Raw genomic sequence first — 25,266 nt, 5'->3', positions numbered from 1 at the left:
AAGGGTGGGATTCGGGAACAGCGCCTTCCAAGCAGTTTACGCCTTTGCCTGCAAGGCGGCCACCAGGCCCGGCACAAACTTGTTGACCCAGAACATCTTCTTGCTGCCCTTGACAACCACGACATCGCCCGCCCTCAGCAGATTTGCGACCTCGCCCGGCTTCAGAGAGGCGGGATCGTCGTGCCAGCCGAGGCCCTTGCCGGCCGGGAGCACCTCGTAGAGGTGGCGCATCAGGGGGCCGACGCAGTAGACCCCGTCAATACCGTCGAGATGCTTGGCGAGGGCGGTGTGATAATCGGGCGCATCTTCGCCCAGTTCCAGCATGTCGCCGAGCACCGCAACGCGGCGGCCGCCGGTCACGTTGCGCGCCTGCAGGCTTTGCAGGGCGGCAGCAACGCTGGCCGGATTGCCGTTGAAACTGTCGTCGATCACGGTGATACCCCCGACCGCCTGCTCGACGCCGCGGCCTGTCATGATGCCGACCCGGTCGAGCTTGATCGCGAGCGTCGCCGCATCGAGATGAGCCGCACGGGCCGCGGCGAGCGCGGCCAGCGCATTCTGCACGCGGTGCGGCGCGCCCGGCGTCAGGCTGAAGGCGATCTCTTTCTTGCCGATCATGGCCACGACCTGCCAGCTCTCGCCATGCGGGGCGTGCGCGACCTCGTGCACCTCGGCATGCTCGCCGAAGCGAACGACCTTGCCTTTCCATTCCGACGCCTTGATCCCCGCGGGCAGCACCAGCACCCCGTCCTCGGCCAGGCCGAGCGCGATCGACACCTTCTCGCGCCTGATGGCGTCGAGCGAGCCGAGCTTTTCCAGATGCACCGGCTGGACGTTGACGACGAGCGCCACCGTCGGCCGGGTCAATTCGCTCAGCCGCGCGATCTCGCCTTTCTGGTTCATGCCCATCTCGACGACCCAGAGACTGGCGTCGGGCCGTGCATTGCACAGCGTCAGCGGCACGCCCCAGAAATTGTTGAAGCTCGACGGGCTCGCATAGGCGTTCGGGTAAGCCGCCAGAAATTCCTTGGTGCTGGTCTTGCCCGCGCTGCCGGTGAGCCCGATTACCGGCCCCTTGAAACGCGCGCGCGCGGCGCGGGCGAGGCCCCAGAGGCCGTCGATCAGCGTGTCCTTGACGACGATCTGGGGAATGCGAATGCCGGCGACCTCGTGCGGCACGATCATCGCGACCGCGCCGGAGGCTTCCGCCTTGTCCGCGAATTCCCAGCCGTCGCGCGCGCTGGCGAAGGCCGAGACGAAGCCGCCGCTCGGCGTGCCGCTCAGCGCGACGAACAGGCTGCCAGGCTTCACCAGCCGGCTGTCCTGGGTGACGAAGTCGATCGGAGTGTTCGGGAAGGACCCGTCAGCGCCCAGCGCGCGCGCCACTTCGGCAACCGTCCATATCGGCCCGCTCATGCAACCCTCGGCGCTAATGCGGCGGCGACCGCCTCGTGATCACTGAAGGGCAAGACCTCTGCCCCGACGATCTGCCCGGTCTCGTGGCCCTTGCCGGCGATGAGCAGCGCATCGCCATCCTGCAATTCCTCGATCGCGGCGCGGATCGCAGCAGTGCGGTCACCGATTTCGCGGGCGCCCTTCGCAGTGGCGAGGATCGCGGCGCGGATCGTTTCGGGCTTCTCGCTGCGCGGATTGTCGTCGGTGATGATGATGCCGTCGGCATTCTCGGCCGCGATCTCGCCCATGATCGGACGCTTGCCGGCATCGCGATCGCCGCCGGCACCGAACACGACCACCAGCCTGCGCTTGGCATAGGGACGCAGCGCCTGCAGCGCCTTCGCCAGCGCGTCAGGTTTGTGCGCATAGTCGACGAAGATTGGCGCGCCGTTGCGCTCGCCGACGCGTTCGAGCCTGCCTTTGGCGCCTTCGAGATGCTCCAGGCTCGCGAACACATTAGCCGCATCGCTGCCGGTGCCGATGGCAAGACCGGCCGACACCAGCGCGTTCTCGATCTGAAATTCGCCGACCAGCGGCAGCCGGATCGAATAGCTCTTGCCACGATGTTCGACCGTAAGCTTTTGCGAGAAACCTTCGACCACGGCTTCGGTGAGACGGATGCCCTCGCCCGCCCCGTCGCCGTTGCGGCCGACCGCCATCACGCGCAGGCCGCGCGAGCTTGCCGCGCCGATCACGTCTGCCGAGCAATCATGATCGGCCGAGATCACCGCCGCGCCGCCCGGTGAAACGAGTTCCCGGAACAGGCGGAGTTTCGCCGCAAGATAATGCGCGACGGTCGGATGATAATCCATGTGGTCGCGCGAGAGATTGGTGAAGCCGCCGGCGGAGACGCGCACGCCGTCGAGCCGGTACTGATCGAGCCCGTGCGAAGACGCTTCGAAAGCGAGATGTGTGACGCCCTCGCGCGCGATCTCATCGATCTGCCGGTGCAGCGCGATCGGGTCCGGCGTCGTCAGCGAACCGTAGACCGTGCGCTTTGGCGAGACGAGGCCGATGGTGCCGATGCTGGCGGAGGCATACCCCAGCCGCTCCCAGATCTGCCGCGTGAACGCGGCGACCGACGTCTTGCCGCTGGTCCCGGTCACGGCCGCGATGGTCGCGGGTTGGGCGGGGAAGAAGCTCGCCGCGGCCAGCGCCAGCGCGCGGCGCGGATTGGCAACCGTGATGAACGGCACCTTGCTGCCGTCAGGCGCATGATCACCGACGACGGCGACCGCACCTGCGGCAATCGCAGCATCGATGAAGCGTGCGCCGTCGGTCTTGCTGCCCGCAAGTGCGAAGAAGAGATCGCCCGGCCTGACCACGCGGCTGTCGAGCGCAAGGCCGGTCACGTCGAGCGCCGCGACAGCGGGCTCGATCGCGGCATCATTGCCTAGCAGGTCGGAGAGCTTCATGGTCTTCCAGTCGACATGCCCTCCCGCAAAGCCGAATCTCCGGGAAATGCCCCGACTCAGCAGCGGCGATGGCCTACCCCGTTGATTACTGGGTTGTCCTGGATGCTGCAAGAATAAGGCGTTCCGCAGGCGGCAGATCGAACCGCGGCTCGACGCCCAGAAGCGGCGCGATCCGCTCGATCACCTTGCCGCCGGTCGGCACCGCGTTCCAGCCCGAGGTGATGAAACCCTTCGTTTCGGGAATGGCCTGCGGCTCGTCCAGCATGATCAGGATCTGATACTTGGGGTCGTCGCAAGGCATGATCGCCGTGAAGGAGTTCAGCACACGCTTCTTGGCATAGCGGCCGTTGATGACCTTTTCGGACGTGCCGGTCTTGCCGCCGACATAGTAGCCCTTGATGTCAGCGGTCTTGGCCGTGCCGATTTCGGCGTTGAGCCGCATCAGGAACCGCATCTTGTCGCTCGTCTCCGGCTTGATGACGCGCTTGGCCATCGCCGCGGCCTCGGACTCGCTGCGCTTCATGAAGGTCGGCGGAATCAAATAACCGCCGTTCACCAGCGCGTTGATCCCCATCACCGCCTGGAGTGGCGCCACCGACATACCCTGGCCAAACGCGATGGTGACCGTGTTCAGCTCACCCCAACGTCGCGGCACCAGCGGAGCCGCGCTCTCCGGAAGCTCGGTGCGCAGCCGCGTCAGCTGGCCCATCTTGGCGAGGAAGGCCTTGTGTGCCTCGACGCCCTGGCTCAGCGCAATCCGCGCCGCGCCGATGTTGGACGAGTAGGTGAACACTTCCTTGGTATTGATGAAACGTCCGAGCGGGTGGCTGTCGTGGATGGTGAACTTGCCGTAGTGCAGGTTTCCGCGCGCGTCCCAAGACGTGTTCAAATTGATCCTGCCGGAATCGAGCGCCATCGCCAGCGTGAACGCCTTGAAGGTCGAGCCCATCTCATAGACGCCGGTGGTCAGGCGGTTGATACGGTCAGGATCGTGCGCTTCCTTCGGATTGTTGGGGTCGAAATCGGGAAGGGAAACCATCGCCACGAGCTCGCCGGTCTTGACGTTCGAGATGATGCCGGAGGCGGCCTTGGCGTGGAACTTGTCCTTGGCCTTCAAGAGCTCGTCGCGCAGCGCATGCTCGACGCGCAGATCGATCGAAAGCTCGATCGGCTTTTGGAGCCGGTCGGTGGCAAAGCCGGCGCGGTGGAGATCGGCGAGGCCCTGATTGTCGAGCCACTTCTCCATTCCGGCGATGCCCTGGTTGTCGATGTTGACGAGACCGATGAGGTGGGCGACCTCGTTGCCGGTGGGATAGACGCGCTTGTTCTCGCGCAGGAAACCGATGCCGGGAATGCCGAGCTTGTGGATGGCCTGCTGCTGCTTCGCGGTGACCTCGCGCTTGAGCCAGACGAAGCCCTTGCGCGTCCTCAGGCGCTCTCGCACCTCGGCCTCGTCGAGGTCGGGCACGGTGGCGGTGAGAAGCTCGATCGCCTCGTCCTTGTCGATGATGCGGCGCGGCTCGCCGAACAGGCTCGCAGCCTTGACGTCGGTCGCAAGGATGGCGCCGTTGCGGTCGACGATGTCGGGGCGTGCGGTCGCAACCACCTCCTGCGCCGCGGCTCGGCGTGCACCATGCGCATCCGCGCCGATCGCAAACATCACGAGCCGGCCGCCGATCAGGGCGTAGACCGAGGCGAAGGCGAGCATCGCCAGACCCACGCGCGCGCGCGCCTTCGCGGCGCGGTCGACATTGCGCCCGTACAGCAGGCTGCGGATCAGCCGCTGGCGCCAAGGTTCTGTGGGTTTGGCCGGAGTCGCAGCGCTCATTGCTTGTCCTCGGGCTGAGGCACGGAGCCCGTCACATTGTCAGGATCGCTCGCGGCTTCGATGGTGTTGAGCATGGCCCCGATCGGATCGGGCTCGCCCGGCCTGAACATCCGCGGCGGACGCTCCGGCAGATTCTTCAGCGAATCATATTGCGTGCCGTTGACCGGCTTGAGCTGCAGATGCCGGTCGGACAGGCCCTGCAACCGGTGGGGCGCATCGAGCTTGGCCCATTCGGAACGCAGCGAAGCGATCGCGTCGCGCTGCTCGCGGATTTCCGCATGCAGCCGCAGCACCTTCTCGGTGCGCGCCGTGGAATCCATCTTGATCCGGTAGACATAGGCCGCCGCGAAGATCAGCGCGCCGATGACGAGGAGGTGGATGATGCGCATGCGCTAGCCGCCCCTCATCACGTCGGAGAGCTTTGGCCAGGACGACGGTTCGCCATCGTCATGCGCCGGCGCTATGGTGCGCTCGGCTGCGCGCAGTTTTGCGGAACGCGCGCGCGGATTTTGCGCAACTTCGTCCTCTCCGGCGATGACAGGCCGCCGCGTCAGCAGCTGGAAGCTCGGCGGGACTTGCGCCACCTCCGGCAGATGCCGCGAACCGCCGCCGGTCTTGGAGCGCTCAGAGAGGAAATTCTTGACGATGCGGTCTTCCAGCGAATGGAACGAGACCACGACGAGGCGGCCACCCGGCTTGAGCACCCGCTCGGCCGCGGCCAGCGCGGTCTGGAGTTCCTCGAGCTCTTCGTTGACGAAGATGCGCAGCGCCTGAAACGTCCGCGTCGCCGGATGAATATCTCCGGGCTTTGAGCGGACGATCCTGCCGATGAGATCAGCGAGCGAACGCGTGGTCGTGAACGGTGTCTCTTGCCGGTCGGCGACGATGGCACGGGCGATGCGGCGCGACTGCCGCTCCTCACCTAGCTGATAGATGATGTCCGCAAGATCGCCTTCGGAGACGCGGGCAACCACGTCGGCCGCAGTCGGCCCGACCTGCCCCATCCGCATGTCGAGCGGGCCGTCGAGGCGGAAGGAGAAGCCGCGACCGGCCTGGTCGAGCTGCATCGAGGACACGCCGACATCCATCACGACGCCGTCGATCGTCTCGATGCCCTGCGCGGCGCAGACCTCGGCGAGGTTGGAGAAGCGGTCCTCGACCAGCGTCAGCCGGCCCGCCGAGCGTTCGACCAGTTCGGCGCCGCCCGTGATCGCAGTGTGGTCGCGGTCAATGGCAATGAGCCGGGTTCCCGGCACCTCCAGGATCGCACGGCTATAGCCGCCGGCGCCAAAAGTGGCGTCGACATAGATGCCGCCCTCGCGCGGGGCGAGATGGGCGATGGCCTCGCGGCCAAGAACGGGAATGTGCGGAGCCGAGCTCATGCGCCGCGCCGGCCGGAGGTCCAGCCCGACGTCCAAGCGAGATCGGGGACGAACAAGCCCATAACGCCTCGAATCACTCCGCGTCGCGGCGGTTCCACGACAAAGCCTCAGTCCAGCATGGTTACCGAACCCGGTCGTCCCGGGCTGCAAACCCAGTGTTGCCAGTGGAATTTGTCGGGCAGCCATGGGATTTCGAGCCAAAATACGCTTTGGCCGCCTCCGGGCACGGGTCGGCTCTTCATTCCTCAGTAACGGCCCTTAGCGTTAAGAAAGCGTTGATCGGCTCCTTACAAGACGAAAAGGTGCAGCGGCGGTGATGCTTCATCCACACACTGCGCCAAAATGCATCCGTTAACCGCGCCGCGCGATTGCGCGCGGTGGAGGGTAAAGGAATAGTAAAGAGAAGGGCTTGGTCCATTCTCGTTCGACTTGGTTTGTCTATGCCACCGTCCGGTTCGTCCACACCGTCTGGATCTGATTCGAAGCGTCAACGCGTTCTCCCGGTTCCCAAGGCCGCGGCGAACATGCGGACGTTTGAACCTGACTCCTCGATCGTCTCCGACATCATACCCTCGCCGAACCATGGCGAGCGCAACAAGGGCCGGCAGCCCGACATGATCGTGCTGCACTACACGGGTATGCCTGATGTCGAGGGCGCGCTGGCCCGGCTGTGCACGGCGGGCACCGAAGTCTCGGCGCACTACGTCGTGCTGGAGGACGGCCGCATCGTGCAATGCGTGCCCGAGACAAGGCGCGCCTGGCACGCCGGCGTCTCGTCCTGGGCCGGCGAGGACGACGTCAATTCCTGCTCGATCGGCATCGAGATCGTCAATCGCGGCCATGACTGGGGCTATCCCGAGTATCCGCTGCGCCAGATCGCCGCCGTGATCGCACTGTGCCGCGGCATCATGCTTCGCCGCAAGGTGCCGACCCACCGGGTGCTCGGCCATTCCGATGTCGCGCCCGCGCGCAAGAAGGACCCGGGCGAAAAATTTCCGTGGCATTCGCTGGCCAATTCCGGCGTCGGTCACTGGGTCACGCCCGCCCCTGTCGTGCGCGGCGAGACTCTGATGCTCGGCACCATCAGCGATGAGGTGCTGGGTCTGCAGCAGGCGCTCGCCAGATACGGCTACGGTGTGCCGCTGACCGGCAAATACGACGCCGCGACCATGGAAGTCGTCACCGCCTTCCAGCGCCATTTCCGCCCGGCGCGGCTCGACGGTGTCGCAGACCATTCGACGCTGTCGACCTTGCAGGCGCTGCTGGCGAGCTTGCCGACGGAGGGAACGACGGTCGCGTCGAAATGACGGAGGAAGCTCTATCCTCCGTCATTGCGAGGAGCTCTTGCGACGAAGCAATCCAGAATCCCTCCGCGGCGACAGTCTGGATTGCTTCGCTTCGCTCGCAATGACGGGTTGATAGAGCCTACTCCATCTCCCTCACTCTCCGCGCATACAATCTCCGCAGCGGCTCGAGCTGCGTCGCCTCCGTCGCTGCCTGATAAGCCTCGCGCGCCTCTTCCTTGCGGCTGAGACGCCGCAACAGATCCGCGCGCACCGCTGGCAGCAGCTCATAACCGCGGAGCCCGCCTCGGGCGCTGATCGCATCAACGAGATCGAGCGCCCGCCCCGGCCCATCGACCATCGACACGGCGGCAGCGTGGTTGAGCTCGATCACCGGAGAGGGGCCGATGCGCAGCAACACCTCGTAGAGCCCGGCGATCTGCCGCCAGTCGGTCTGCTCGAAGCTCGACGCACGCGCATGCAGCGCGGCAATCGCGGCCTGCACGGCATAAGGCTGCGGCCGGCCGGGGACGCGCAGCGCATCGTCGACCAAACGCAAGCCCTCTTCAATCTGCGCGCGATCCCACAGCATGCGGTCCTGCTCTTCCAGCAGCACGATATCGCCGGCCGTCGTCTCGCGCCCGGCACGGCGCGCATCGTGCAGCAGCATCAAAGCCAGCAGGCCCTTGATGCCGGCCCGATCCGGCATCAGCCGGTCGAGCAAGCGGCCGAGCCGGATGGCCTCAGCCGCAAGATCGGGCCGCATCAGATCCGCGCCGGCGGTCGCGACATAGCCCTCGGTGAAGACGAGATAGATCACGGCGAGCACGCCATCGAGCCGCGGCGCCAGCGCGCCGCGCTCGGGCACCTCATAGGGGATACCGGCGAGCCTGATCTTCTGCTTGGCGCGGACCAGCCGCTGCGCCATTGCCTCCTCACTGAGGAGAAAGGCGCGCGCGACCTGCGTGGTCGACAGCCCGCAGACCGTGCGCAGCGTGAGCGCGACCTGGACCTCGGCTGCGAACGCCGGATGGCAGCAGGTGAAGATCAGCCGCAGCATGTCGTCGTCGAGCACTGCCGGCAGTTCTTCGGGCGCCTGCGCGTTCAGCTCGAGCTCGTGCACCAGCGCCTGCTGCTTGCCGCGGAAGGTCGCCTGACGGCGAACCCTGTCGATCGCCTTGTGCTTGGCGACATTGACCAGCCAGGCGCGCGGATTGTCGGGCAGATCGCACGCCGGCCAGCGTTCGAGCGCAACCGCAAAGGCGTCCTGCAGCGCGTCCTCGGCGAGATCGAAATCGCCGACGAGGCGGATCAGCGTGGCCAGCGCCCGCCCCGCCTCGTCGCGGAAGATCTTTTCGATCTCGGAAGGGGTCATGCGACGCGCAGCTCAGCCGTCACTTGTCGTAAACCCAGATCGGCCGCACCTCGATCGAACCGACGCGCGCGCTCGGAATTCGCGCTGCGATCTCGATCGCGGCGTTGAGATCCTTGGCCTCGATCAGATAGTAGCCACCGAGCTGCTCGCGCGTTTCCGCGAACGGACCGTCGGTCGTTAGCGTCTTGCCATCGCGCACGCGGACCGTGGTCGCCGTCGTGGTCGGGCGGAGCCGATCGCCGGCCTTGAAATTGCCGTTCCGGATGATGGATTGCGTAAAGGCCTCATACTCCGCCGACATCTTCTGGGTGGTGCCCGTGTCAATCTTCGCGTACTCGGCCTCGTTCTGGTAGATCATCAGCAGATATTGCATCGCTTCACTCCTGTTGTTCGGCTCTGTCGCCGACACCCAGTCGAACGGGGCACGCTCCAAACGACATCTTCAGGATAATTTATTTCCGATGCCGCGTGCGCGGCGATCTCGGCTTGACGGAACCGTCACAAATGCCCCATGCGTAAGCCGTCAGTCGGCCGGACGGCCGCTCCGGCAAGCGCCGAAAGGCCGCCGGGGAGGAAAGTCCGGGCTCCCTTGACATGCGGTGCCGGATAACGTCCGGCGGGGGTGACCCCAGGGAAAGTGCCACAGAGAACGAACCGCTCCCTCCTCGGAGGAAGTAAGGGTGAAAAGGTGCGGTAAGAGCGCACCGCGGGTCCGGCAACGGAGCCGGCATGGCAAACCCCACCGGGAGCAAAACCGAATAGGGACGGCGTAGCGGGCTGTTCGCGCAAGCGATAACGCCGCGGGGCGATGTCAGGCCCGCCGTCCGGGTAGGTTGCTCGAGGCCGTGTGCAAACATGGTCCCAGAGGAATGGCCGTCACGTATCGTCCGCGCAAGCGGGCGGTGCCTTACAGAACCCGGCTTACAGGCCGGCTGATATCTTGCAACGAGGGGTTCGGCGTGAATGCGCCGGGCCCCTCACCATTTGGGCCGACGCACAGCCATTCAACCGGTGTCGTTCCGGGGCGTGCGCAGCACGAGCCCGGAATCCATTCATCCACCGGCCCTGCCGCCTGATGGATTCCGGGTTCTCGCTGCGCGAGCCCCGGAATGACGGCGAGAGTTACGCGACGATCTTCTCCAACACCGCCATCAGCGCCTCCGGCGCCGTCACATTCGGTGCATGACTGGCGTCGAGCTCGAAATAGCGCCAACCCTCCTCGCTCTTCGTCCGCGTCGCGAATTGCCCGAACACATCGCCCGGCGGAATGCGCGTGCAATAGATGTAGCTGCGCGGCATCGACGGCTCGCCATGTGCGAGCCTCAATCTCGTCTCGAAGCATTTGATCGGCATGTCCACCCGGCGGGCATTCAGCCAGTCGAGATCAGCTTGCGGCGTATCCGGCGGCGGCGGGTTTGGCGGAACACGATAGCCGTCGCCGGAGCTTGCGGCCTTGCGCATCGGCTCGCGTCCACCCCCGTGGAGATCGAACAGCGACTGGCCGTCACGCGGCACGAAGGCGTCGAGATAGATCAGTTGCGTCACATGCTCGCGGGCGCGATCGGCGATACCGGTCGCGACCATGCCGCCATAGCTGTGGCCGAGCAGCACTATGTCGTTGAGATCTTCGAATCTGATGACATTGAGGATGTCCTGGATATGCGTCTCGAGGTCAATCGAAGGACTGGCAAGATGCGCGCGCTCCCCAAGGCCGGTGTAGGTCGGCGCCACCAGGCGGTGACCGGCCTCAGCCATCAGCGGATGCATCTTCTTCCAGGCCCACCCGGCGGACCAGGCGCCATGACAGAGCAGGAAGGTCTTCGCACGTGTGGCCATCGGCGTTTCCATCGTTCTTGTTGATACGATGGAGTGTAGCGGCCGGTCGCGCGATGTAAACGCTGCGGCCGCCTATGCCGCGCGCGTGTCCGCCTTCACCAGCACCGGCGCAAGCTCATCCGCTTCGCGCCGCAGTTTGCTCGCCTCGAATCCGTGCATGCCGAGCTGCCATTGCAGCCCGACGATGGCGCCCTTGGTCGGCTGCAACAATGCGAGCGAGGCGAACAGCGTCACCGGCAGCCACACCGCGAGTTGCAACCACTCCGGCGGCGCGTAGGCGGTCTCGACCGCAAGGATCGCCGGCACCACGAGATGGCCGACCACGACCATTACGAGATAGGCCGGAAAGTCGTCTGCGCGCTGGTGAAACAACTCCTCGCCGCAATGGTCGCAAGCCTCCGTCACCTTCAGGAAGCGGCCGAACATGCGCCCTTCCCCGCAATTTGGACATTTGCCGCTGAAGCCGCGCCACATCGCCTTTGCCAGAGAGACCGCCATGACCACACCTCTTCCTTTCCAACGATCCATACAATATTATCTTGCATCCATACATTCAAAGGATATGGGCCTCAATTGCATGGATTGGACTCCTACAATCTCGGAGCTCTCAGGGCCGCGCTACCAGCGCATCGTCGACGCCATGGAGGCCGACATCGCCGCAGGAAGGCTGGTGCGCGGCCAGCAATTGCCGACCCAGCGCGCGCTCGCAAAAGCGCTCGGCATCGACCTCACCACGGTAACGCGCGCCTACACCGAGGCGCGGCGCCGCGGCATCATGGAAGCTCGCGTTGGGCAGGGCTCATTCGTGTCGGAGACCAGCGCACGCCGCGTGGCCGACCTGCCGCATCCCGTCGCGATCGATCTTTCGATGAACGTGCCGCCGCATCCGCTCGAGGCGCAGCTCGACGAACGCATCATCGCCGGGATGGAAGCGATCCGGGGGCAATCGGGCCTGACGGCCTATCTCAACTACCAGCCGCCCGGCGGCAGCACACATGAGCGCGAAGTCGCCGCGCGCTGGATGCGTGCTCGGGTGCCACACGCACAGGCCGACAAGCTCGTGATCTTTCCGGGCGCGCAGACGATCCTGTTCAACCTGCTCGCTTATCTCGCACGACCCGGCGACATCGTGCTGACGGAAGCGTTGACATTTCCCGGCATCAAGGCCGCAGCAATGCGGCTCGGCGTCAAGCTCGTCGGCGTCGCCATGGATGACGGCGGCATCCTGCCCGACGCGCTGGCAAAGGCCTGCCGCGTGCACCGGCCAAGGGCCGTCTATCTCATTCCGACGCTGCACAATCCGACCACCGCGACGCTTTCCCCCGAGCGGCGCAGCGCCATCGCAAGGATCATCCGCGATACCGACACGATTTTGATCGAGGACGACGCCTACGGCCTGCTCGACCGCTCGGCATCGCCGATCGCGGGCCTCATTCCGGAGCGGACTTATCTTGCGACCACGCTGTCGAAATGCATCGCGCCGGCGCTGCGCGTTGCCTATCTGGTGACGCCCGACAGCGACGCGCAGCGGGAGATGCGGACATATTTGCAGGCGACCGTGCAGATGCCGGCGCCGCTGATGGTCGCGCTGGTGACGCATTGGATCGAAAGCGGCATTGCCGATCGCATCATCACCGCCATCCGGAGCGAGGCGGTCGGACGTCAGCAGCTCGCGCAGCGCGCGCTGAAGGGCTTCCAGTTCCTGGCCAAGCCCGCCGCGCATCATCTGTGGCTGCGGCTGCCTGAGGACCGGCCCGATGTTGCCGCACATCTCCTGCGGAATGGACTTGCGGTCGTCGCCGGCGATGCCTTCACAGTCGATGGGACACCGCCGCACGCGGCACGCGTCTCGCTGGGGGCGGCACGCAACAGATCGGAATTGACGGAAGCGCTGCGCATCCTGGTCGGCGCGCTGCAGAAGCCCGCCGACACCAGGCAGATCGTCTAGATCATCGACGATGACGGCGATGGCTGGAGCGCACGGCCGGTGCCGCAGGCGACGGATAGACCTGCGATGCATACGCATCATCAGGCATTCCCTGCAGCCCGCGCGCCGCCCGCGCCGCAGGCGTGAGCTGGCCGCCATTCAGCACATCGCGGTCGGGATGGGCGGCCTGATAGGCCGCAGGCTCGGAGAGCTGCGCCTGGGCCATTGTCGGCGTCAGCGCCGCCGCCAGCAGCGCGGCTGCAACGGCAATCTTGGCGCGGGTCATGGTCATTCTCCATCATCGCATTCGGGACTGATCGATCCGAGCGGATGATCATTTCGGGCGGCCCCAAGATTGAGGTACGACCGTCATGTAGGCGCGTCTTCCGTAAAAGCCCGACGCCGCAGATCACGCTTGCGTGCAGCGTGGATTGACCTGCACGGCAGCAAGCGTGTTATGCGAGCCCTGGCGATCAACACTTCGGGATCGCCCGGCGAAGAGGACGATCTGTTGGAAACGCTCACCTACGTCCTGCTGCTGTTCGGCGCGCTGGCCGGAGGCTTCGTCTCGGGGCTGGCGGGATTCGGCACGGCATTGATGGCGCTCGGCATCTGGCTCTACGTGCTGCCGCCCTCCCTCGCCGTGCCGCTGGTGCTGATTTGCTCCGTGATCGCGCAGACCTCGACGCTGCCCTCGATGTGGAAGAGTTTTGATCTCTCGCTGGTCTGGCCCTTCCTGATCGGAGGACTGATCGGGGTACCGCTGGGCATCATGATGGTCGCCTCTGCCGATCCAAAAGTGTTCAAGCTAAGTGTCGGCGTGCTGCTCCTGATCTTTTCGAGCGCGCTGTACCTGAACAAGAAGCCGCTCGCCTTCAAGTTCGGCGGCCGCATCGCCGACGGCGCGATCGGCTTTGCCGGCGGCATCCTGGGCGGCCTTGCCGGCCTGTCCGGTCCGCTGCCGATCCTGTGGGCCAACATCCGCGGCTGGAACAAGCACGAACGGCGCGGCATCTTCCAGCTCTTCAATTTCACGGTGCTCGCCACCGCGCTGGTGCTGCAGACCGCCTCGGGCCTCGTCGCGTTCAAGGTGGTCTGGCTGGCGCTGATCGCGTTTCCGGGCACCTTGATCGGCGCATGGGCCGGTGCGCGCGTCTATCACGCGCTGAGCGACAAGCATTTTGGCGATGTCGTGCTCGGCCTCTTGTTTCTGTCAGGCCTCGGCCTGGTCTGGAACAGTTTTGGCGTGCACTAGCCTTGCGCCCCTTCTCGCCAGCGCCATGCCGCCGGCGACACCGACGCCGAGCACGTAGACCCAGCCCGGCGTGAAGTCGAACAAATGGGTGTTGAGCAGCGAGGTCAGCATGTTCTGCACCACGACCAGCAGGCCGATCCAAGCGGCCAGCCCCTCGCCGCGAAACAGCGAGAGGTGCGCAAACCAGAGCGCGTAGAGGATCAGGACGCCGACGACGCCCCACTGCACGGCGACGCTAAGGGTCTGATTGTGCGGGTTGCTGACGATCTCCCCGCGCAGTGGATCGATCCGCGCATCGGCAGCCACGCTTGCGAACAGGCCGCGGATCGAGCCGGTGCCATGGCCGACCAACGGCGCGTCGGCGATGAAGCCCAGGGACTTTCGCCAATACTCCAGGCGTGACCCCATACCACTGACCTGACCATCCTGCACGCTCGTCTCATAGTCTGCGCTGAACTTGGCCACCGTCGTGCGCAGATTCGGCGAGACGTTCCAGAGCAGCAGGGCCAATAGCACCATGGCGCCTACGACGAGCAGCGCCGTACGTCGGCGCAGATGCAGGAGCGCGAACACCATCACCAGGATCGGCAGCGTCACCAGCGCCGTGCGCGAAACCACGACAAAGATCATGTTGGCGAGGAATCCGATCGCGAGTGCCACCAACAGCACCGCGATGGTCATGCGGCGTTGTCGCAACAGCGCCACGATCGGATAGACCAGCGCCAGCGCACAGAGCGCGAATTCCTGACTCTGATCGATATAGTTGCGCACCGCGATCCCGCTTTCGACCTTGTAGGGTCCACGCGACAGATAGAGCTTCAGCGAGAGCGCCGGGTCGATGGCGACGGCGAAGGAATAGAGCATCAAGGCCGTGCAGGACACCAGGAACGCGTAAAACACCCAATGACCGTAGGGCCAGCGCTCGAACTGGTAGATCAGGAGCGGGATGACCAGCAGCTTCGTTGCCGGCCCTATCGCATGGATTCGTTCCGGCCATGGCGCATCCGACCAGAGCGTGCCGACGGCGGCGAGCGCGACCAGCGCGATCGGCAGCAGGCAGATCGGACGAAGCAGCGAACGCGGAAACTCGCGGAGATCGACGAACGCGAACGCGATCAGCCAGGGTATGAGCGCAAAGATCAGTCCGGTCGTGGTCCACGGCAGCAGCAGCGCGATCAGCGCGACGAAGCGGGCCGGCGTGCGATAGCGCGCCGCCCAGATTGCGGCGAGCCAAGACACCGCCTGCTGGTCGTTCGACACCCCGGTCATCGCGCCCCTTTGGCCACTCCACGGCGCGGCAAATTAGCCGGAGCCGTGGGCTGGTCACAAGCGTTGCTACGCCGGCGCACGCACGGGAGGCGTCACGGGATCGGCCTCGGCCTGCGCCGGAGCCTCGGCCTGCCGAATTGGCGGCAGGCGCTTCCTGAACTCGCGGCGCAACAGCCACAGGCTCAAGCCCGCCTGCAACATCGTCGCCGCGACCGAGAGGTACCAGACGTACTCCATGCGAAAGCCTGGCCGCGTCGAGAGCCAGATCGCCGGCAGCGAGTAAGTGAACACGCGCGTCGCCGAGCTCAAAAGCACCGGCTTGGTGTTGCCGAGGGCCTGGAACATGCTCGAGCAGGTGAAGATCAGCCCCTGCGCGATCATATTGAGCGAGATGATCCGCAGGAACAGATAGGCGATCTCCATGGTCTCGCGGTCGTTCGAGAATCCGCCGAGCAGCAACTCCGGCTTCACCTGGGCAACGGTCATGAAGCCGGCCATCACGGTCGTGACGATCAAAGCGGCTTTGACGAAAGTCTCCCGCACGCGCGCAGCGTTGACTGCGCCGACGTTCTGGCCGGCGATCGGCCCGGCCGCCAGCCCGACCGCGAGCGCAGGCATGTTGATCAGGCCGAGCACGCGCTGCCCGATGCCGAAGCCGGCCTGCGCCGCCGCGCCGAAATCGCGCAGCACGTAGTAGACCACCGCCATGAAGATGAACATCATCGCGAACTCGCCGCCGGCCGGCAGGCCGACATTGAGAATGCGCTTCAGATGGTGCGGCTGCGGACGCCACTGCGCCGGATTGAACGCGACATAGCGCTCGACCTTGCGGAAATAGGCCAGCAGCATCAGCGCGCCGATGGCGACCGCGATCGAGCTCGCCAGCCCCGCACCGGCGACGCCGAGCGCATGGCCGGTGCCCCAGCCCGTGATCAGGACCGGCGCCAGGGCGATATTGATGGCCACGGCAAGCGTCTGCACCAGCATGACGGGGCGAACGATACCGGTGGCGCGCAGCGCCGATCCCATCACCTGGGTCGCGAACTGCAACGCGAGCGCCGGCATGAACCACAGCAGGTAAGTGGTCCCCGCCTCGATCGTGGCTTGGTCCGCCGCGATCGCACGCATATAGAGGCGCGACAGCGCGGCACCTGCGACCAGGGTCGACAGTCCGAACAGCACCGACAGCACCATCGCCTGATTGAAGATCAGGTTTGCATCCGCCCGGTCCTTGCGTCCCACGGCATGCGCGATCAGCGCCACTGCGCCGACGCCGAGCACCTGCATCAGCCCGTTGACGAGGAAGCCGCCATTGCCGGCCGCGGCAACGCCCGCGACGGCGGCATCGCCCAGCCCCGACACGAAATAGAGGTCGACCAGCTGGCAGATCATGATCGTGACCATGCCGACCATGATTGGAGGTGCCATGGCCAGGATGTGTCTCACGATAGAGCCGTTCGTCAGGTCTTTCATGTCTTCCCCCTGAGGCGGAGCGACGGCGGAACGTTCGCCCCGCCGTCCCGCGCCCTCATTCCGCTGCTGCGATATGTCCGAGCTCCACCACCTGGCGCTCGAACAGGCCGCGATAGATGCCCCCTGGCTTGCCCGCGAGCACGGCATGCGTGCCCTGCTCGACGATCTCACCGCGGTCGAACACCAGGATCCGATCGAGGCTGCGCACCGTCGACAGCCGGTGCGCGATCACGATCGAGGTGCGGCCCTTCATCAACCGCTCCATCGCCTGCTGGATCAGCGCCTCCGATTCCGAATCGAGGCTCGAGGTCGCCTCGTCCAGGATCAGCACAGGCGCGTCCGCCAGGAACGCGCGCGCCAGCGCCACGCGCTGCCGCTCGCCGCCCGACAGTTTCACGCCGCGCTCGCCGACCAGCGTGCCGTAGCCCTTCGGCAGGCGCAGGATGAAGTCGTGCGCGTTCGCCAGCCGCGCCGCCTGCTCGATCGCCTCCAGGCTGGCGCCGGGCCGGCCATAAGCGATGTTCTCGGAGAGCGAACGGTGAAACAGGATCGGCTCCTGCTGCACGATCGCGACCTGGCTGCGCAGCGATTGCTGCGTGGCGTGCGCGATGTCCTGCCCGTCGATCAGCACGCGGCCGCCGCTGACGTCATAGAGCCGCTGCACCAGCTTGACGAAGGTGGTCTTGCCGGACCCGGAGCGTCCGACGAGACCCACACGTTCGCCGGCCCGGATCGTCACCGACAACCCGTCATAGAGCGGCGTGCGATGGCCGCCATAGTGGAACGTGACGTCGTCGAACACGATCTCGCCGCCCTCGATCGCGATCGGCCGCGCACCGGTTGCATCGGCGATGCCGATGGGCTCGGCATGGATCGCCACCAGCTCGTCCATGTCGTTGACTGAGCGCTGGAGGTTGTTGATGTGCATGCCGACGTCACGCAAATAGGCGTGGATGATGTAGTAGCTGGTCAGCACATAGGTCACGTCGCCAGGGGAGGCATGCCCCGACATCCACAACAGCACCGCGCCGCCGATCACGGACGTGCGGAGGCAGAGCAGCAGCGACAGCTGCGCCATGGCCGTGTAATTGTAGCGTAGCCAGGTCCGCCGCACCCGCACGCGCCATCGGTTGATGACGCGGCCGAGCCGCGTATCCTCGCGCGCTTCGGCGCCGAACGACTTCACCACCGCGTTGCACGTCAGCGCATCCGCAAGCGTGCCGCCGACCTTGGTGTCCCAGGCATTGGAGACTCGGGCGGCTGGCGCGATGTAGCGCGTCGAGAACACGACGGTGATGGTGACGTAGAAGAACGCGCCGACCGCGATCACCACGCCGAGCGAGGCCCAATGCATCCCGATCAGGACCATCGAGCCGATCAACACCAGCAGCGAGGGCGCCAACGCCATCAGGATGGTGTCGTTGAGCAGGTCGAGCGCCCACATGCCGCGCGTGATCTTGCGCACGGTGGAGCCCGCGAAGGAGTTTGCGTGCCAGTCGGTGGAGAAGCGCTGCACGCGGATGAAGGCCTCCTGTGCGACGTCCGACATGGTCTTGAGCGTGAACGGCACGATCGCCTGCAGGCCAGCCAGCCGCAGCACCACGGAGGCCGCGCCCAGCGCCACGATGGCGCCGAAGGCCACCAGGGCGGCATGCCGCGCGTCGGGATCCGACGGGCCGCGCGTCAGCGCATCCACCAGCCGGCCCGAGAAGACCGGCATGAACAGGTCGGCGATGGTCGCACCCAATAGGCCGCCGGCCACGATCAGCCCACGCCCGGGCTGCTTCAGCCAGTGCCGGAACACGAACGGCAGCACCACGCGTATCGCCGCGGGCCTTTTTGACAGAGCGGTCATGACATCATCCGGCCGCCTTTGGCGCGGGCCGGCTCCATCGATGGACGCAGGGCGGCCGCGAGGGCCGAGACGGCGTCACTTGAGACTGATTTTGACTTGGAAGCGGAGCGATCGGGGCGATGTGCCCAATCGAAGCTGGCGGAAAGGACCTCTAGGAGGTCGAGCAGGTACCGAGCCAGAACATCATCGAGCGCGGACGTGCGATCTGCGAATGCAACGAAATCATGCAAATCTCTCCCCGGTTCGATTGAATGAGGTGCGCTTTATAGATGTACCGCTCGCGGCTTGCAACGGGGCCCGTGCGAGATCACGGACGAGTGTTGCAATTTGGTGCGGGGGGCGCTGCTGTCGCGCCCGCTACCGCCTCAATCTCCGCCGTCATCCCCGCGAAAGCGGGGGATCCAGTACGCCGCGGCGGATGTGGCGAGAGCGAGGTCTCCAACACCGGCCTCTGGAATACTGGATCGTCCGGTCAAGCCGGACGATGACACCGAGTGTGTGGCTTGCGGGATTCGCGCAGCATCAATGCGCGTCGCCGCCACCGGTCATGGCGGCCGGCTTGTTCAGCAGCGTCACCAGCAGGCTGAGGCCGAGATAGAACAGCGTCAGGATGAAGAAGGCATCGCCGAAGCTCATCACCACGGCCTGGCGATGCACGATCTGGGAGAGCTGCTTCATCGCCATCAGCGTGGAATCGCCGAGCCCCTGGAATTTCTGCATGAACGTGGTCAGGGTTTCGGTCGCGGTCGCGTTGCCCCAGGTCACGCGCTCCTGCAGGCGGGTGATGTGCAGATCAGTGCGGTCGTTGAGCACGGTGTTGATGACGGCGAGGCCGACCGCGCCGCCGAGGTTGCGCATCAGGTTGAACAGGCCCGAGGCGTTCTTCACCCTGTCGGGCGCCAGCGTGCCGAGCGCGATGTTGTTGGTCGGCACCATCGCGAACATCATGCCGACGCCGCGCAGGATCTGAGGCACGAGCAGTTCGTAGAAATCGTAGTCGCGGGTGATCCAGGTCATCTGGTAGGAGCCGATCGCGAACACGACGAGGCCGAACGCGATCATGTAGCGCATGTCGACCTTCACCATGAGCCGGCCGACCAGCGGCGCGACCAGGAACATGGTGATGCCCGAGACGAACATGGTCTCGCCGATCATCAGCGCGCTGTAGCCGCGCACCTCGGCGAGATAGCGCGGATAGATGTAGGTCAGGCCGTAGAGGCCGATGCCGATGCAGAATTGCAGCACGCAGCCGACAGCGAAATTGCGGTTGGAGAAGGTGCGCAGATTGACGATCGGCTCGGCCGCCGTGAACACGCGCCAGAAGAAGGCGATCGCCGAGATGGCGCAGATCCAGGCGCAGATCGCGACCGAGGTGTCCTGCATCCATTCGTGCTGCGGACCTTCTTCCAGCACATATTCCAGTGTGCCGAGGAAGCCGGCCATGAACAGCAGGCCCCACCAATCGAAGCGGTCGAGCAGCTCGAAATGCGGCTCGTCGAAATCGACCAGCGCCAGCACGCCGATGGTGATGCCGATGCCGGGCACGACGTTGATGAAGAACAGCCAGTTCCACGACATCAGATCGGTGATGTAGCCGCCGACCGTCGGCCCGATCGTGGGCGCCAGGGTCGCGACCAGCCCGATGATAGGGCCGACGATGTGGAATTTGGAGCGCGGAAAGACGGTATAGGCCGAGGCGAACACCGTCGGGATCATCCCGGCGCCGAGAAAACCTTGCAGCGCGCGCCAGAGGATCATCTCCTCGATGGTCGTCGCAAAGCCGCAGAGCAGGCTCGAGGCGGTGAAGCCCGCCGCCGAGATCGCAAACAATAGCCGCGTGCCGAAGGCGCGCGACAGGAACCCCGACAGCGGGATCGCGATCACTTCGGCGATCAGATAGGCGGTCTGGACCCAGGCGACTTCGCTGGAGCTCGCCGACAGCCCGGCCTGGATTTCGCTGAGGGACGCCGAGACGATCTGGATGTCCAGGATCGACATGAACATCCCGAACACCATGATGATGAACGCGAACAGCCGCTTCGGCGCGATGCGCTCCGAAGCCGGGTCCGCCATCATGGCAGGTGAAGCAGTGGTGGCGTTGGCCATGGTCCGACCTCGCAGCGCTAGGGTCGCGATTTACTGCGGGTGGATTGCGGTGGGATCGTCGAGATCGACCTCGCTGTCGGCGTCGGCCGCGGCCTTGTTGGTGTCAACGGTCGCATAGACCGACATGCCGGCACGAAGCAGGTTCTGCTTCGCCACCGACTTCGGCACGCGGATGCGGACCGGAACGCGCTGCACGATCTTGGTGAAGTTGCCGGTGGCGTTGTCAGGCGGCAGCAGCGTGAACACCGAGCCCGCGCCTGCGGCGATGCTGTCGACCACGCCGGAGAATTTGCGCATGCCGTAGGCATCGACCTTGATCGTCACCGGCTGGCCAGGACGGATACGCTTGAGCTGGGTTTCCTTGAAGTTGGCGTCGATATAGACGTCGTCGAGCGGCACGACGTTGCCGAGCCGCTGGCCGACCGCGACGAAGTCGCCGGTGTTGACCAGGCGATTGGAGAACGTGCCGCCAACCGGCGCACGCACCGCGGTGAAGGCGAGGTCGCGCTCGGCCTTGGCGAGCGTGGTCTTGAGCTCGGCGAGCTGGGCCTGCGCCTCGGCCTGCTGCGCCTTGGCGACGTCGACATTGCTGACGGCAACGTCGTAGGCGGCCTGCGCGGCCTTGACCGCGGCGGCGCCCTGGTCGCGTCCGGCTTCCGAGCTCTCGAAGGTGGCACGCGAGGCAAAGCCCTTGTTGCTCAGCGCCTGCTGGCGCTCATAGTCGAGATCGGCCCGCTTGAGGCCCGCTTCGGCCGAGACGAGCTGCGCTCTGGCCTGCGCGACCTGGCTGTCGAGCGCGGCGACCTGACGTCCGATGCGATCGATGGTGGCCTGCTGGGTCGCGATTTTTGTCGCGGCGGCATCGACCGCAATCTTGTAATCACCGTCGTCGATGCGGAGGACGATGTCGCCGGCTTTCACCGGCGTGTTGTCGCCGGCGAGGATCGAGGAGATGTGGCCCGCAACGCGCGCGCCCAGCATGGTGTTGTTGGCGCGGACATAGGCGTCATCGGTGGAGATGTAGAAGCGGCCGACCAGCGTGTAATAGCCGGCATAGCTCGCGGCGGCGAGCGCGAGCACCAGGCCGACGCCCATCAGAACGAACTTGCGCTTGCCGGATTTGGGAGCGCCGGCGGCGGGTGCGTCGGGCGCAGGTGCGGCCGTCTTGTCGGTCACGGGCTTTTCCGGCGCCTCACCGGTGCGGCGTTTGGCTTCATCGGCCGCAGGCGCGCGCAGAGGTGCAGTGCCCTCGCTCGCAGCATCACCGCCCGCGTGCTCCTCCATCGCTTCAGGGCGTAGGACGCGCGCGGCCTGGTCTCTCGATACGGCCATAATGGCCTCCCCAAAAAAAGGCGCTCAAGGAGACGGCAGGCATGCGACCTGTTCCCCACTCGCTGAACCAAATATCATTGACCGAACGGTTCGGTCAATATAGATAATGGTCCCGGCCGGACCCTACGGACGAGAATCCTTTATTCGGGTTTCATGGCCGCAGACTCGACTCGAAAACCTACCGAGACCCTGAACCAATGGTTGTAGCTGCCAGCGAACATCTGCACGTCATCCAAGAGGAGGACAGCTCCAAACGCCGCCAGATTCTCGACGGGGCCCGCAAGGTGTTCATGAATCTCGGTTTTGACGGCGCCAGCATGGGCGAGATCGCGCGCGCGGCGCAGGTCTCCAAGGGCACGCTCTACGTCTACTTCGCCGACAAGACCGCGCTGTTCGAAGCCATCCTCGAGCAAGAGGCGCTTCAGCACGGCCAGGTCGTGTTCACTTTCGATCCCGCGCGCGATGCCGAGGCCACTCTGAAGGAGTTCGGCCGGGCCTACATCCACCTGCTCTGCCGGCCCGGCGGCGGATCGGCGATCCGCACCGTGATGGCGATCGCCGAACGCATGCCCGATGTCGGCCGCCGCTATTATGCGCGCGTGCTGGACAAAAGCATCAACCGCCTCTCCGACTATCTCAAAACTCGAGTCGCCTGCGGCGATCTCAGGATCGAAGATTGCTACCTTGCGGCGTCGCAGTTCATGGAACTGTGCAAGGCTTCACTGTTCCTGCCTTTCGTCTTCCAGGCCGCCCCCGCACCGTCGGAAGAGCGCATGACCGAAGTGGTCGACAGTGCGGCGCGGATGTTCCTGGCGGCGTATAAGGCGAAGTAACGGCGGAGCGGTCCGCGCGTTGCGCAGGCCGGACCGGCCCCATTATATTGCGCTCATGTCTCGTGATCTTCGCCCGCCGGTCGATATCCTCCAATATGAGATCGTCCAGGAACAAGCCTCGGCGCTTGGACGGATGGGCCGCACACTCGAGCAGGCGCTGGCGCGCTTGCGCGAGTTCGACGCTGCCCACGCGCAGGCCGAGATGCCCGCCTCGATGCAGCCGGCCAGACGCAAGCTGGTGATGGAAGCCGGCCAGGCACTCTGGATGTTCGTGGTGCAGCGTGAGGCGACCGGCTTGCGCGACAGCCGCCACATCATGCGCACCTACAACGTCCCTGGCGAGGTGCAGCTCTGCATGGGACTGGGCCCGGCGAAGCCGGCCGCGAAGTGAACGTCCGGCTCCGCTGAGCTTAAGTTCCGATCTCTTCCAGCCCGCGCCACCCGTGCAGGACGCGCCGCCCGTCCCGCGCGAACGTGAAGCAATTGCCGCCGCCGGCCGGCTGATCATGGATGCGCTCGATGGGATGGCCGGCATAGTGGCAGAACAGCAGCGTGCCGACCGCGCCGTGACCGACGAACAGGACGTCGCCGGGACGATCGCACGCCAGCACCGCCTCGACCTCGCGCACGATACGCGCCTGTGCGTCGATCGCGCGCTCCCACCCGCGGACGCTGAGATGCGGCTCCGCGAAGAACCGATCGGCGACAGCTTCGAACTCGGTTGGCTTCAGAAAGCCCGTCGCCGAGCGGTCGTTCTCATGCATGGCCTCGCGGACCTCGATCACCAGTCCGAGACGCGCGGCAATGATCTCGGCGGTCTCGATCGCCTTGCGTTCGCCGCTGGAGACTATCTGCGTGGTGTGCGCGAGCCAGTTCGCCTGCGCCGCCATTTCGGTGCGTGCGCGGCCGACCGGGGTCAGGTCCCATTGCGGCACCGGCACATCGGGATCGATTTGCACCTGCGGGTGGGTGAGATAGCGGACGATGGACATTCCGGTTGACGCGATCGTAGCCTGCATGAGCGCAGCGATATGCGGAAAGACTGTCCCGGATATCGCTGCGCTCATCCGGGCTACAAGAAAAGCTCGTTCCACCTAATCGTCGGCGTACTCGTCTTCCTCGTGCTTGCGCATCGTGCTCCTGCGCGCACCGAGCGAGCCGGTCACTGACGGATCGCGCGCATTGGCATAGGGACTGCGCGACTGCGCGCGTCCGGCAACCTCGTCGCCGGAGACGGCGGCCGGCTGGCAGATCAGGCGGCGGCTGGCGCGGCGCATCAGATCGACGTGGATGTGATCGTAGTGATAGACGTTGGAACCCGGCGCGAGCACCGTGGTGAAATGCGCACAGGCACCCGCCTGCACGTCGCGCAGGAATCCCTGCTCTTCCGGCATGCCGCGCCAGCCGTCCTTCACGGTGACGCGGCGGCCATCGGCAAGCACGAAGGCCGAGATGTCGAGCGCATTGCCGAAGGCGTGCTCGGAGATGTGGGCGCGCGAGTTACCGTTCATGCCGCGGCAGGAATAAGCGGAGATCTGCTTGATCTCGGCGACGCGGACGCCGAACCAGCGCATGGCCGAGGGCTGCACGGTGTCGGCGAGCCAGCGGTCGAGCTCGGACACGATCGGACAGGCCAGCGTCGCCGTCGGCTTGATCGCAACGGGACCGACCGCGGTGACGGGATTGCCCTGCGCCGGGCCAAGACGCGGCAGGGGTTGTTGTGCGGGTGCCTGCGAGTAGGGCGCCGGATTTGCCGGCCGTGCGGGATAGCTCGGCGCATTCATGTAGCGGGAGGCCCCCGCAGCATCGGTGCCCTCGGGCGGCAGATCAATCTCGTCTTCCTCCGGCGCGACGCCGGGCGCGTTCAGCGACATCGGCCCGGACGAGGTGCCGTAGCCGGACGGCTGACGCACCGCGCTTTCGGGATAGTTCGAGCGCGACGGGTAAGAGGATGACGGATTATTCTGGCTCTGCGGATAGTTCGAGCGCGGTTGCGTCACCGGCCAGCGCGGCTGGTTGCCGATGCTGCCGGGCGGGCGCGGTTGCTCGTCGGCAAAACCGTAAGTGCCGGAAGCTTCGCCGATGGCGGCGACCTTGAGTGGGAATTCGGCGCCGCACTGACCGGGGCCGGAAATGGGGTCGATCCGGACGAGATCCGGTCCCTCCTTCACCGCGCCCGATTTCAGGCAAGCGGCTTCCGCCTCGGCCCGCCACGGTTCGCGTTCGGCCTGGAAGAAGCCGCGTCCGCAACCCGCTAGCGAAACAAGGACGATGGAGCCGACGAGATACAAACGAACTCCGCGCGTCATGAACGCACGTTCGGTGAATTTACTTAAAGACTCTTCAACACGTTGATTTCATGATTCTTTAACCATGCCGGCCGGCGCGCGCCGAAACCTCGGCCGGCCTGAGCGACAGCAAGGCTGACTTTTTCGGAAAGACACTTTCTGTTAACCATAAGGTCGCGCGCGTAAGCAGTGCGCATTGAGGGAGGGACCTCATGACGTTCGCCGGGAGACTGAGCGTTGTCACCGCGTACCTCGCCATGGCCTTCGTCGGCGCCATCGTGCTCGGCATGATCTAGGCTCATCAAGCGCCTCGAAGACCTCTCTTCCCTTCTCCTCTTGCAGGAGCGGGAAAAA

General features: G+C 65.4%; 23 protein-coding genes and 1 other RNA gene. 6 read left to right on the top strand and 18 right to left on the bottom strand.

The window, feature by feature from the left end:
* Positions 1-36 precede the first annotated feature (36 nt).
* The 5 genes from IVB26_RS10910 to rsmH all read right to left on the bottom strand — a co-directional run bounded on the left by IVB26_RS10910 (position 37) and on the right by rsmH (position 6,080).
* Positions 37-1,416, bottom strand: coding sequence for a UDP-N-acetylmuramoyl-tripeptide--D-alanyl-D-alanine ligase (locus IVB26_RS10910; protein WP_247971659.1), 1,380 nt, complete (start codon positions 1,414-1,416; stop codon positions 37-39).
* Positions 1,413-2,870 (bottom strand): UDP-N-acetylmuramoyl-L-alanyl-D-glutamate--2,6-diaminopimelate ligase, encoded by a 1,458-nt coding sequence (locus IVB26_RS10905; protein ID WP_247971658.1) that lies wholly within the window; start codon positions 2,868-2,870, stop codon positions 1,413-1,415. Before IVB26_RS10905 ends, IVB26_RS10910 begins: the two co-directional genes overlap by 4 nt.
* Positions 2,871-2,955: 85 nt before the next feature.
* Positions 2,956-4,698 carry a peptidoglycan D,D-transpeptidase FtsI family protein gene (locus IVB26_RS10900; protein WP_247971657.1) on the bottom strand — a complete coding sequence of 581 codons (1,743 nt, stop codon included), beginning with the start codon at positions 4,696-4,698 and terminating at the stop codon, positions 2,956-2,958.
* On the bottom strand, positions 4,695-5,087 hold the full coding sequence (gene ftsL, locus IVB26_RS10895; protein WP_247007354.1) for a cell division protein FtsL: 393 nt from the start codon (positions 5,085-5,087) through the stop codon (positions 4,695-4,697). Before ftsL ends, IVB26_RS10900 begins: the two co-directional genes overlap by 4 nt.
* 3 nt (positions 5,088-5,090) lie before the next feature.
* Positions 5,091-6,080, bottom strand: a complete 990-nt coding sequence (gene rsmH / locus IVB26_RS10890) for a 16S rRNA (cytosine(1402)-N(4))-methyltransferase RsmH (protein WP_247971656.1) — start codon at positions 6,078-6,080, stop codon at positions 5,091-5,093.
* Between the two features lie 524 nt (positions 6,081-6,604).
* Between rsmH and IVB26_RS10885 the strand changes: the two genes are divergently transcribed.
* Positions 6,605-7,387, top strand: a complete 783-nt coding sequence (locus IVB26_RS10885; RefSeq protein ID WP_247971655.1) for an N-acetylmuramoyl-L-alanine amidase — start codon at positions 6,605-6,607, stop codon at positions 7,385-7,387.
* A gap of 118 nt (positions 7,388-7,505) precedes the next feature.
* Here IVB26_RS10885 and IVB26_RS10880 read toward each other — a convergent pair whose 3' ends face one another.
* Both IVB26_RS10880 and IVB26_RS10875 read right to left on the bottom strand, forming a co-directional pair.
* On the bottom strand, positions 7,506-8,738 hold the full coding sequence (locus IVB26_RS10880) for an RNA polymerase sigma factor (protein WP_247971654.1): 1,233 nt from the start codon (positions 8,736-8,738) through the stop codon (positions 7,506-7,508).
* A 19-nt stretch (positions 8,739-8,757) separates the two neighbouring features.
* On the bottom strand, positions 8,758-9,111 hold the full coding sequence (locus IVB26_RS10875) for a YciI family protein (protein WP_247971653.1): 354 nt from the start codon (positions 9,109-9,111) through the stop codon (positions 8,758-8,760).
* Between the two features lie 150 nt (positions 9,112-9,261).
* Between IVB26_RS10875 and rnpB the strand changes: the two genes are divergently transcribed.
* An RNA gene (gene rnpB / locus IVB26_RS10870) (RNase P RNA component class A) lies at positions 9,262-9,678 on the top strand.
* A gap of 182 nt (positions 9,679-9,860) precedes the next feature.
* Here rnpB and IVB26_RS10865 read toward each other — a convergent pair.
* Both IVB26_RS10865 and IVB26_RS10860 read right to left on the bottom strand, forming a co-directional pair.
* On the bottom strand, positions 9,861-10,574 hold the full coding sequence (locus IVB26_RS10865) for an alpha/beta fold hydrolase (protein WP_247971652.1): 714 nt from the start codon (positions 10,572-10,574) through the stop codon (positions 9,861-9,863).
* A gap of 72 nt (positions 10,575-10,646) precedes the next feature.
* Positions 10,647-11,102 (bottom strand): DUF983 domain-containing protein, encoded by a 456-nt coding sequence (locus tag IVB26_RS10860; RefSeq protein WP_458309346.1) that lies wholly within the window; start codon positions 11,100-11,102, stop codon positions 10,647-10,649.
* A gap of 49 nt (positions 11,103-11,151) precedes the next feature.
* On the opposite strand from IVB26_RS10860, the gene IVB26_RS10855 reads away from it, so the two are divergent.
* On the top strand, positions 11,152-12,522 hold the full coding sequence (locus tag IVB26_RS10855; RefSeq protein ID WP_247971650.1) for an aminotransferase-like domain-containing protein: 1,371 nt from the start codon (positions 11,152-11,154) through the stop codon (positions 12,520-12,522).
* 1 nt (position 12,523) lies between these two features.
* Here IVB26_RS10855 and IVB26_RS10850 read toward each other — a convergent pair whose 3' ends face one another.
* Positions 12,524-12,787 carry a hypothetical protein gene (locus IVB26_RS10850; RefSeq protein WP_247971649.1) on the bottom strand — a complete coding sequence of 88 codons (264 nt, stop codon included), beginning with the start codon at positions 12,785-12,787 and terminating at the stop codon, positions 12,524-12,526.
* Positions 12,788-13,012: 225 nt separating this feature from the next.
* Between IVB26_RS10850 and IVB26_RS10845 the strand changes: the two genes are divergently transcribed.
* Positions 13,013-13,756, top strand: a complete 744-nt coding sequence (locus tag IVB26_RS10845) for a sulfite exporter TauE/SafE family protein (RefSeq protein WP_247973135.1) — start codon at positions 13,013-13,015, stop codon at positions 13,754-13,756.
* Here the strand turns inward: IVB26_RS10845 and IVB26_RS10840 are convergent.
* The 5 genes from IVB26_RS10840 to IVB26_RS10820 all read right to left on the bottom strand — a co-directional run bounded on the left by IVB26_RS10840 (position 13,715) and on the right by IVB26_RS10820 (position 21,791).
* On the bottom strand, positions 13,715-15,025 hold the full coding sequence (locus IVB26_RS10840) for an O-antigen ligase family protein (protein ID WP_247971648.1): 1,311 nt from the start codon (positions 15,023-15,025) through the stop codon (positions 13,715-13,717). The genes IVB26_RS10845 and IVB26_RS10840 overlap by 42 nt on opposite strands.
* A gap of 66 nt (positions 15,026-15,091) precedes the next feature.
* Positions 15,092-16,498 carry an MATE family efflux transporter gene (locus tag IVB26_RS10835; protein ID WP_247971647.1) on the bottom strand — a complete coding sequence of 469 codons (1,407 nt, stop codon included), beginning with the start codon at positions 16,496-16,498 and terminating at the stop codon, positions 15,092-15,094.
* A 55-nt stretch (positions 16,499-16,553) separates the two neighbouring features.
* Positions 16,554-18,353 carry an ABC transporter ATP-binding protein gene (locus IVB26_RS10830; RefSeq protein ID WP_247971646.1) on the bottom strand — a complete coding sequence of 600 codons (1,800 nt, stop codon included), beginning with the start codon at positions 18,351-18,353 and terminating at the stop codon, positions 16,554-16,556.
* Between the two features lie 522 nt (positions 18,354-18,875).
* The gene (locus tag IVB26_RS10825) at positions 18,876-20,459 is read right to left on the bottom strand and encodes a DHA2 family efflux MFS transporter permease subunit (RefSeq protein ID WP_247971645.1); all 1,584 of its coding nucleotides are present in this window, start codon (positions 20,457-20,459) and stop codon (positions 18,876-18,878) included.
* Positions 20,460-20,489: 30 nt separating this feature from the next.
* Positions 20,490-21,791, bottom strand: a complete 1,302-nt coding sequence (locus IVB26_RS10820) for an HlyD family secretion protein (RefSeq protein WP_247971644.1) — start codon at positions 21,789-21,791, stop codon at positions 20,490-20,492.
* A gap of 197 nt (positions 21,792-21,988) precedes the next feature.
* On the opposite strand from IVB26_RS10820, the gene IVB26_RS10815 reads away from it, so the two are divergent.
* Together IVB26_RS10815 and IVB26_RS10810 are read left to right on the top strand one after the other, a co-directional pair.
* A complete protein-coding gene (locus IVB26_RS10815; RefSeq protein ID WP_247971643.1) occupies positions 21,989-22,624 on the top strand; it encodes a TetR/AcrR family transcriptional regulator in 636 nt (211 codons plus the stop codon).
* Between the two features lie 55 nt (positions 22,625-22,679).
* Positions 22,680-23,015 carry a DUF6665 family protein gene (locus tag IVB26_RS10810; protein ID WP_247971642.1) on the top strand — a complete coding sequence of 112 codons (336 nt, stop codon included), beginning with the start codon at positions 22,680-22,682 and terminating at the stop codon, positions 23,013-23,015.
* 19 nt (positions 23,016-23,034) lie between these two features.
* Here the strand turns inward: IVB26_RS10810 and IVB26_RS10805 are convergent, their stop codons facing one another.
* The 3 genes from IVB26_RS10805 to IVB26_RS10795 all read right to left on the bottom strand — a co-directional run bounded on the left by IVB26_RS10805 (position 23,035) and on the right by IVB26_RS10795 (position 25,214).
* Entirely contained in the window at positions 23,035-23,616 is a 582-nt protein-coding gene (locus IVB26_RS10805; protein WP_247971641.1) for a histidine phosphatase family protein, read from the bottom strand.
* A gap of 102 nt (positions 23,617-23,718) precedes the next feature.
* The gene (locus tag IVB26_RS10800; protein WP_247971640.1) at positions 23,719-24,933 is read right to left on the bottom strand and encodes an extensin family protein; all 1,215 of its coding nucleotides are present in this window, start codon (positions 24,931-24,933) and stop codon (positions 23,719-23,721) included.
* 23 nt (positions 24,934-24,956) lie between these two features.
* Positions 24,957-25,214: a hypothetical protein gene (locus IVB26_RS10795; RefSeq protein ID WP_247971639.1), complete on the bottom strand. Its 258-nt coding sequence runs from the start codon at positions 25,212-25,214 to the stop codon at positions 24,957-24,959.
* Positions 25,215-25,266: the final 52 nt, after the last annotated feature.

This window comes from Bradyrhizobium sp. 195, assembly GCF_023101665.1.
Lineage (GTDB): Bacteria > Pseudomonadota > Alphaproteobacteria > Rhizobiales > Xanthobacteraceae > Bradyrhizobium.
This window is presented reverse-complemented; position numbering and strand designations above follow the sequence as displayed.

Bases quoted from the DNA above. Each gene is read 5' to 3' on its own strand.
- IVB26_RS10900 (WP_247971657.1), bottom strand. From the start codon at position 4,698: ATGAGCGCTGCGACTCCGGCCAAACCCACAGAACCTTGGCGCCAGCGG.
- IVB26_RS10820 (WP_247971644.1), bottom strand. From the start codon at position 21,791: ATGGCCGTATCGAGAGACCAGGCCGCGCGCGTCCTACGCCCTGAAGCG.
- IVB26_RS10805 (WP_247971641.1), bottom strand. From the start codon at position 23,616: ATGTCCATCGTCCGCTATCTCACCCACCCGCAGGTGCAAATCGATCCC.
- IVB26_RS10835 (WP_247971647.1), bottom strand. From the start codon at position 16,498: ATGAAAGACCTGACGAACGGCTCTATCGTGAGACACATCCTGGCCATG.
- rsmH (WP_247971656.1), bottom strand. From the start codon at position 6,080: ATGAGCTCGGCTCCGCACATTCCCGTTCTTGGCCGCGAGGCCATCGCC.
- IVB26_RS10815 (WP_247971643.1), top strand. From the start codon at position 21,989: ATGGTTGTAGCTGCCAGCGAACATCTGCACGTCATCCAAGAGGAGGAC.
- IVB26_RS10825 (WP_247971645.1), bottom strand. From the start codon at position 20,459: ATGGCCAACGCCACCACTGCTTCACCTGCCATGATGGCGGACCCGGCT.
- IVB26_RS10910 (WP_247971659.1), bottom strand. From the start codon at position 1,416: ATGAGCGGGCCGATATGGACGGTTGCCGAAGTGGCGCGCGCGCTGGGC.
- ftsL (WP_247007354.1), bottom strand. From the start codon at position 5,087: ATGCGCATCATCCACCTCCTCGTCATCGGCGCGCTGATCTTCGCGGCG.
- IVB26_RS10865 (WP_247971652.1), bottom strand. From the start codon at position 10,574: ATGGCCACACGTGCGAAGACCTTCCTGCTCTGTCATGGCGCCTGGTCC.
- IVB26_RS10810 (WP_247971642.1), top strand. From the start codon at position 22,680: ATGTCTCGTGATCTTCGCCCGCCGGTCGATATCCTCCAATATGAGATC.
- IVB26_RS10795 (WP_247971639.1), bottom strand. From the start codon at position 25,214: ATGAGCCTAGATCATGCCGAGCACGATGGCGCCGACGAAGGCCATGGC.
- IVB26_RS10850 (WP_247971649.1), bottom strand. From the start codon at position 12,787: ATGACCCGCGCCAAGATTGCCGTTGCAGCCGCGCTGCTGGCGGCGGCG.
- IVB26_RS10840 (WP_247971648.1), bottom strand. From the start codon at position 15,025: ATGACCGGGGTGTCGAACGACCAGCAGGCGGTGTCTTGGCTCGCCGCA.
- IVB26_RS10905 (WP_247971658.1), bottom strand. From the start codon at position 2,870: ATGAAGCTCTCCGACCTGCTAGGCAATGATGCCGCGATCGAGCCCGCT.
- IVB26_RS10830 (WP_247971646.1), bottom strand. From the start codon at position 18,353: ATGACCGCTCTGTCAAAAAGGCCCGCGGCGATACGCGTGGTGCTGCCG.
- IVB26_RS10875 (WP_247971653.1), bottom strand. From the start codon at position 9,111: ATGCAATATCTGCTGATGATCTACCAGAACGAGGCCGAGTACGCGAAG.
- IVB26_RS10880 (WP_247971654.1), bottom strand. From the start codon at position 8,738: ATGACCCCTTCCGAGATCGAAAAGATCTTCCGCGACGAGGCGGGGCGG.
- IVB26_RS10860 (WP_458309346.1), bottom strand. From the start codon at position 11,102: ATGGATCGTTGGAAAGGAAGAGGTGTGGTCATGGCGGTCTCTCTGGCA.
- IVB26_RS10855 (WP_247971650.1), top strand. From the start codon at position 11,152: ATGGATTGGACTCCTACAATCTCGGAGCTCTCAGGGCCGCGCTACCAG.
- IVB26_RS10885 (WP_247971655.1), top strand. From the start codon at position 6,605: ATGCGGACGTTTGAACCTGACTCCTCGATCGTCTCCGACATCATACCC.
- IVB26_RS10800 (WP_247971640.1), bottom strand. From the start codon at position 24,933: ATGACGCGCGGAGTTCGTTTGTATCTCGTCGGCTCCATCGTCCTTGTT.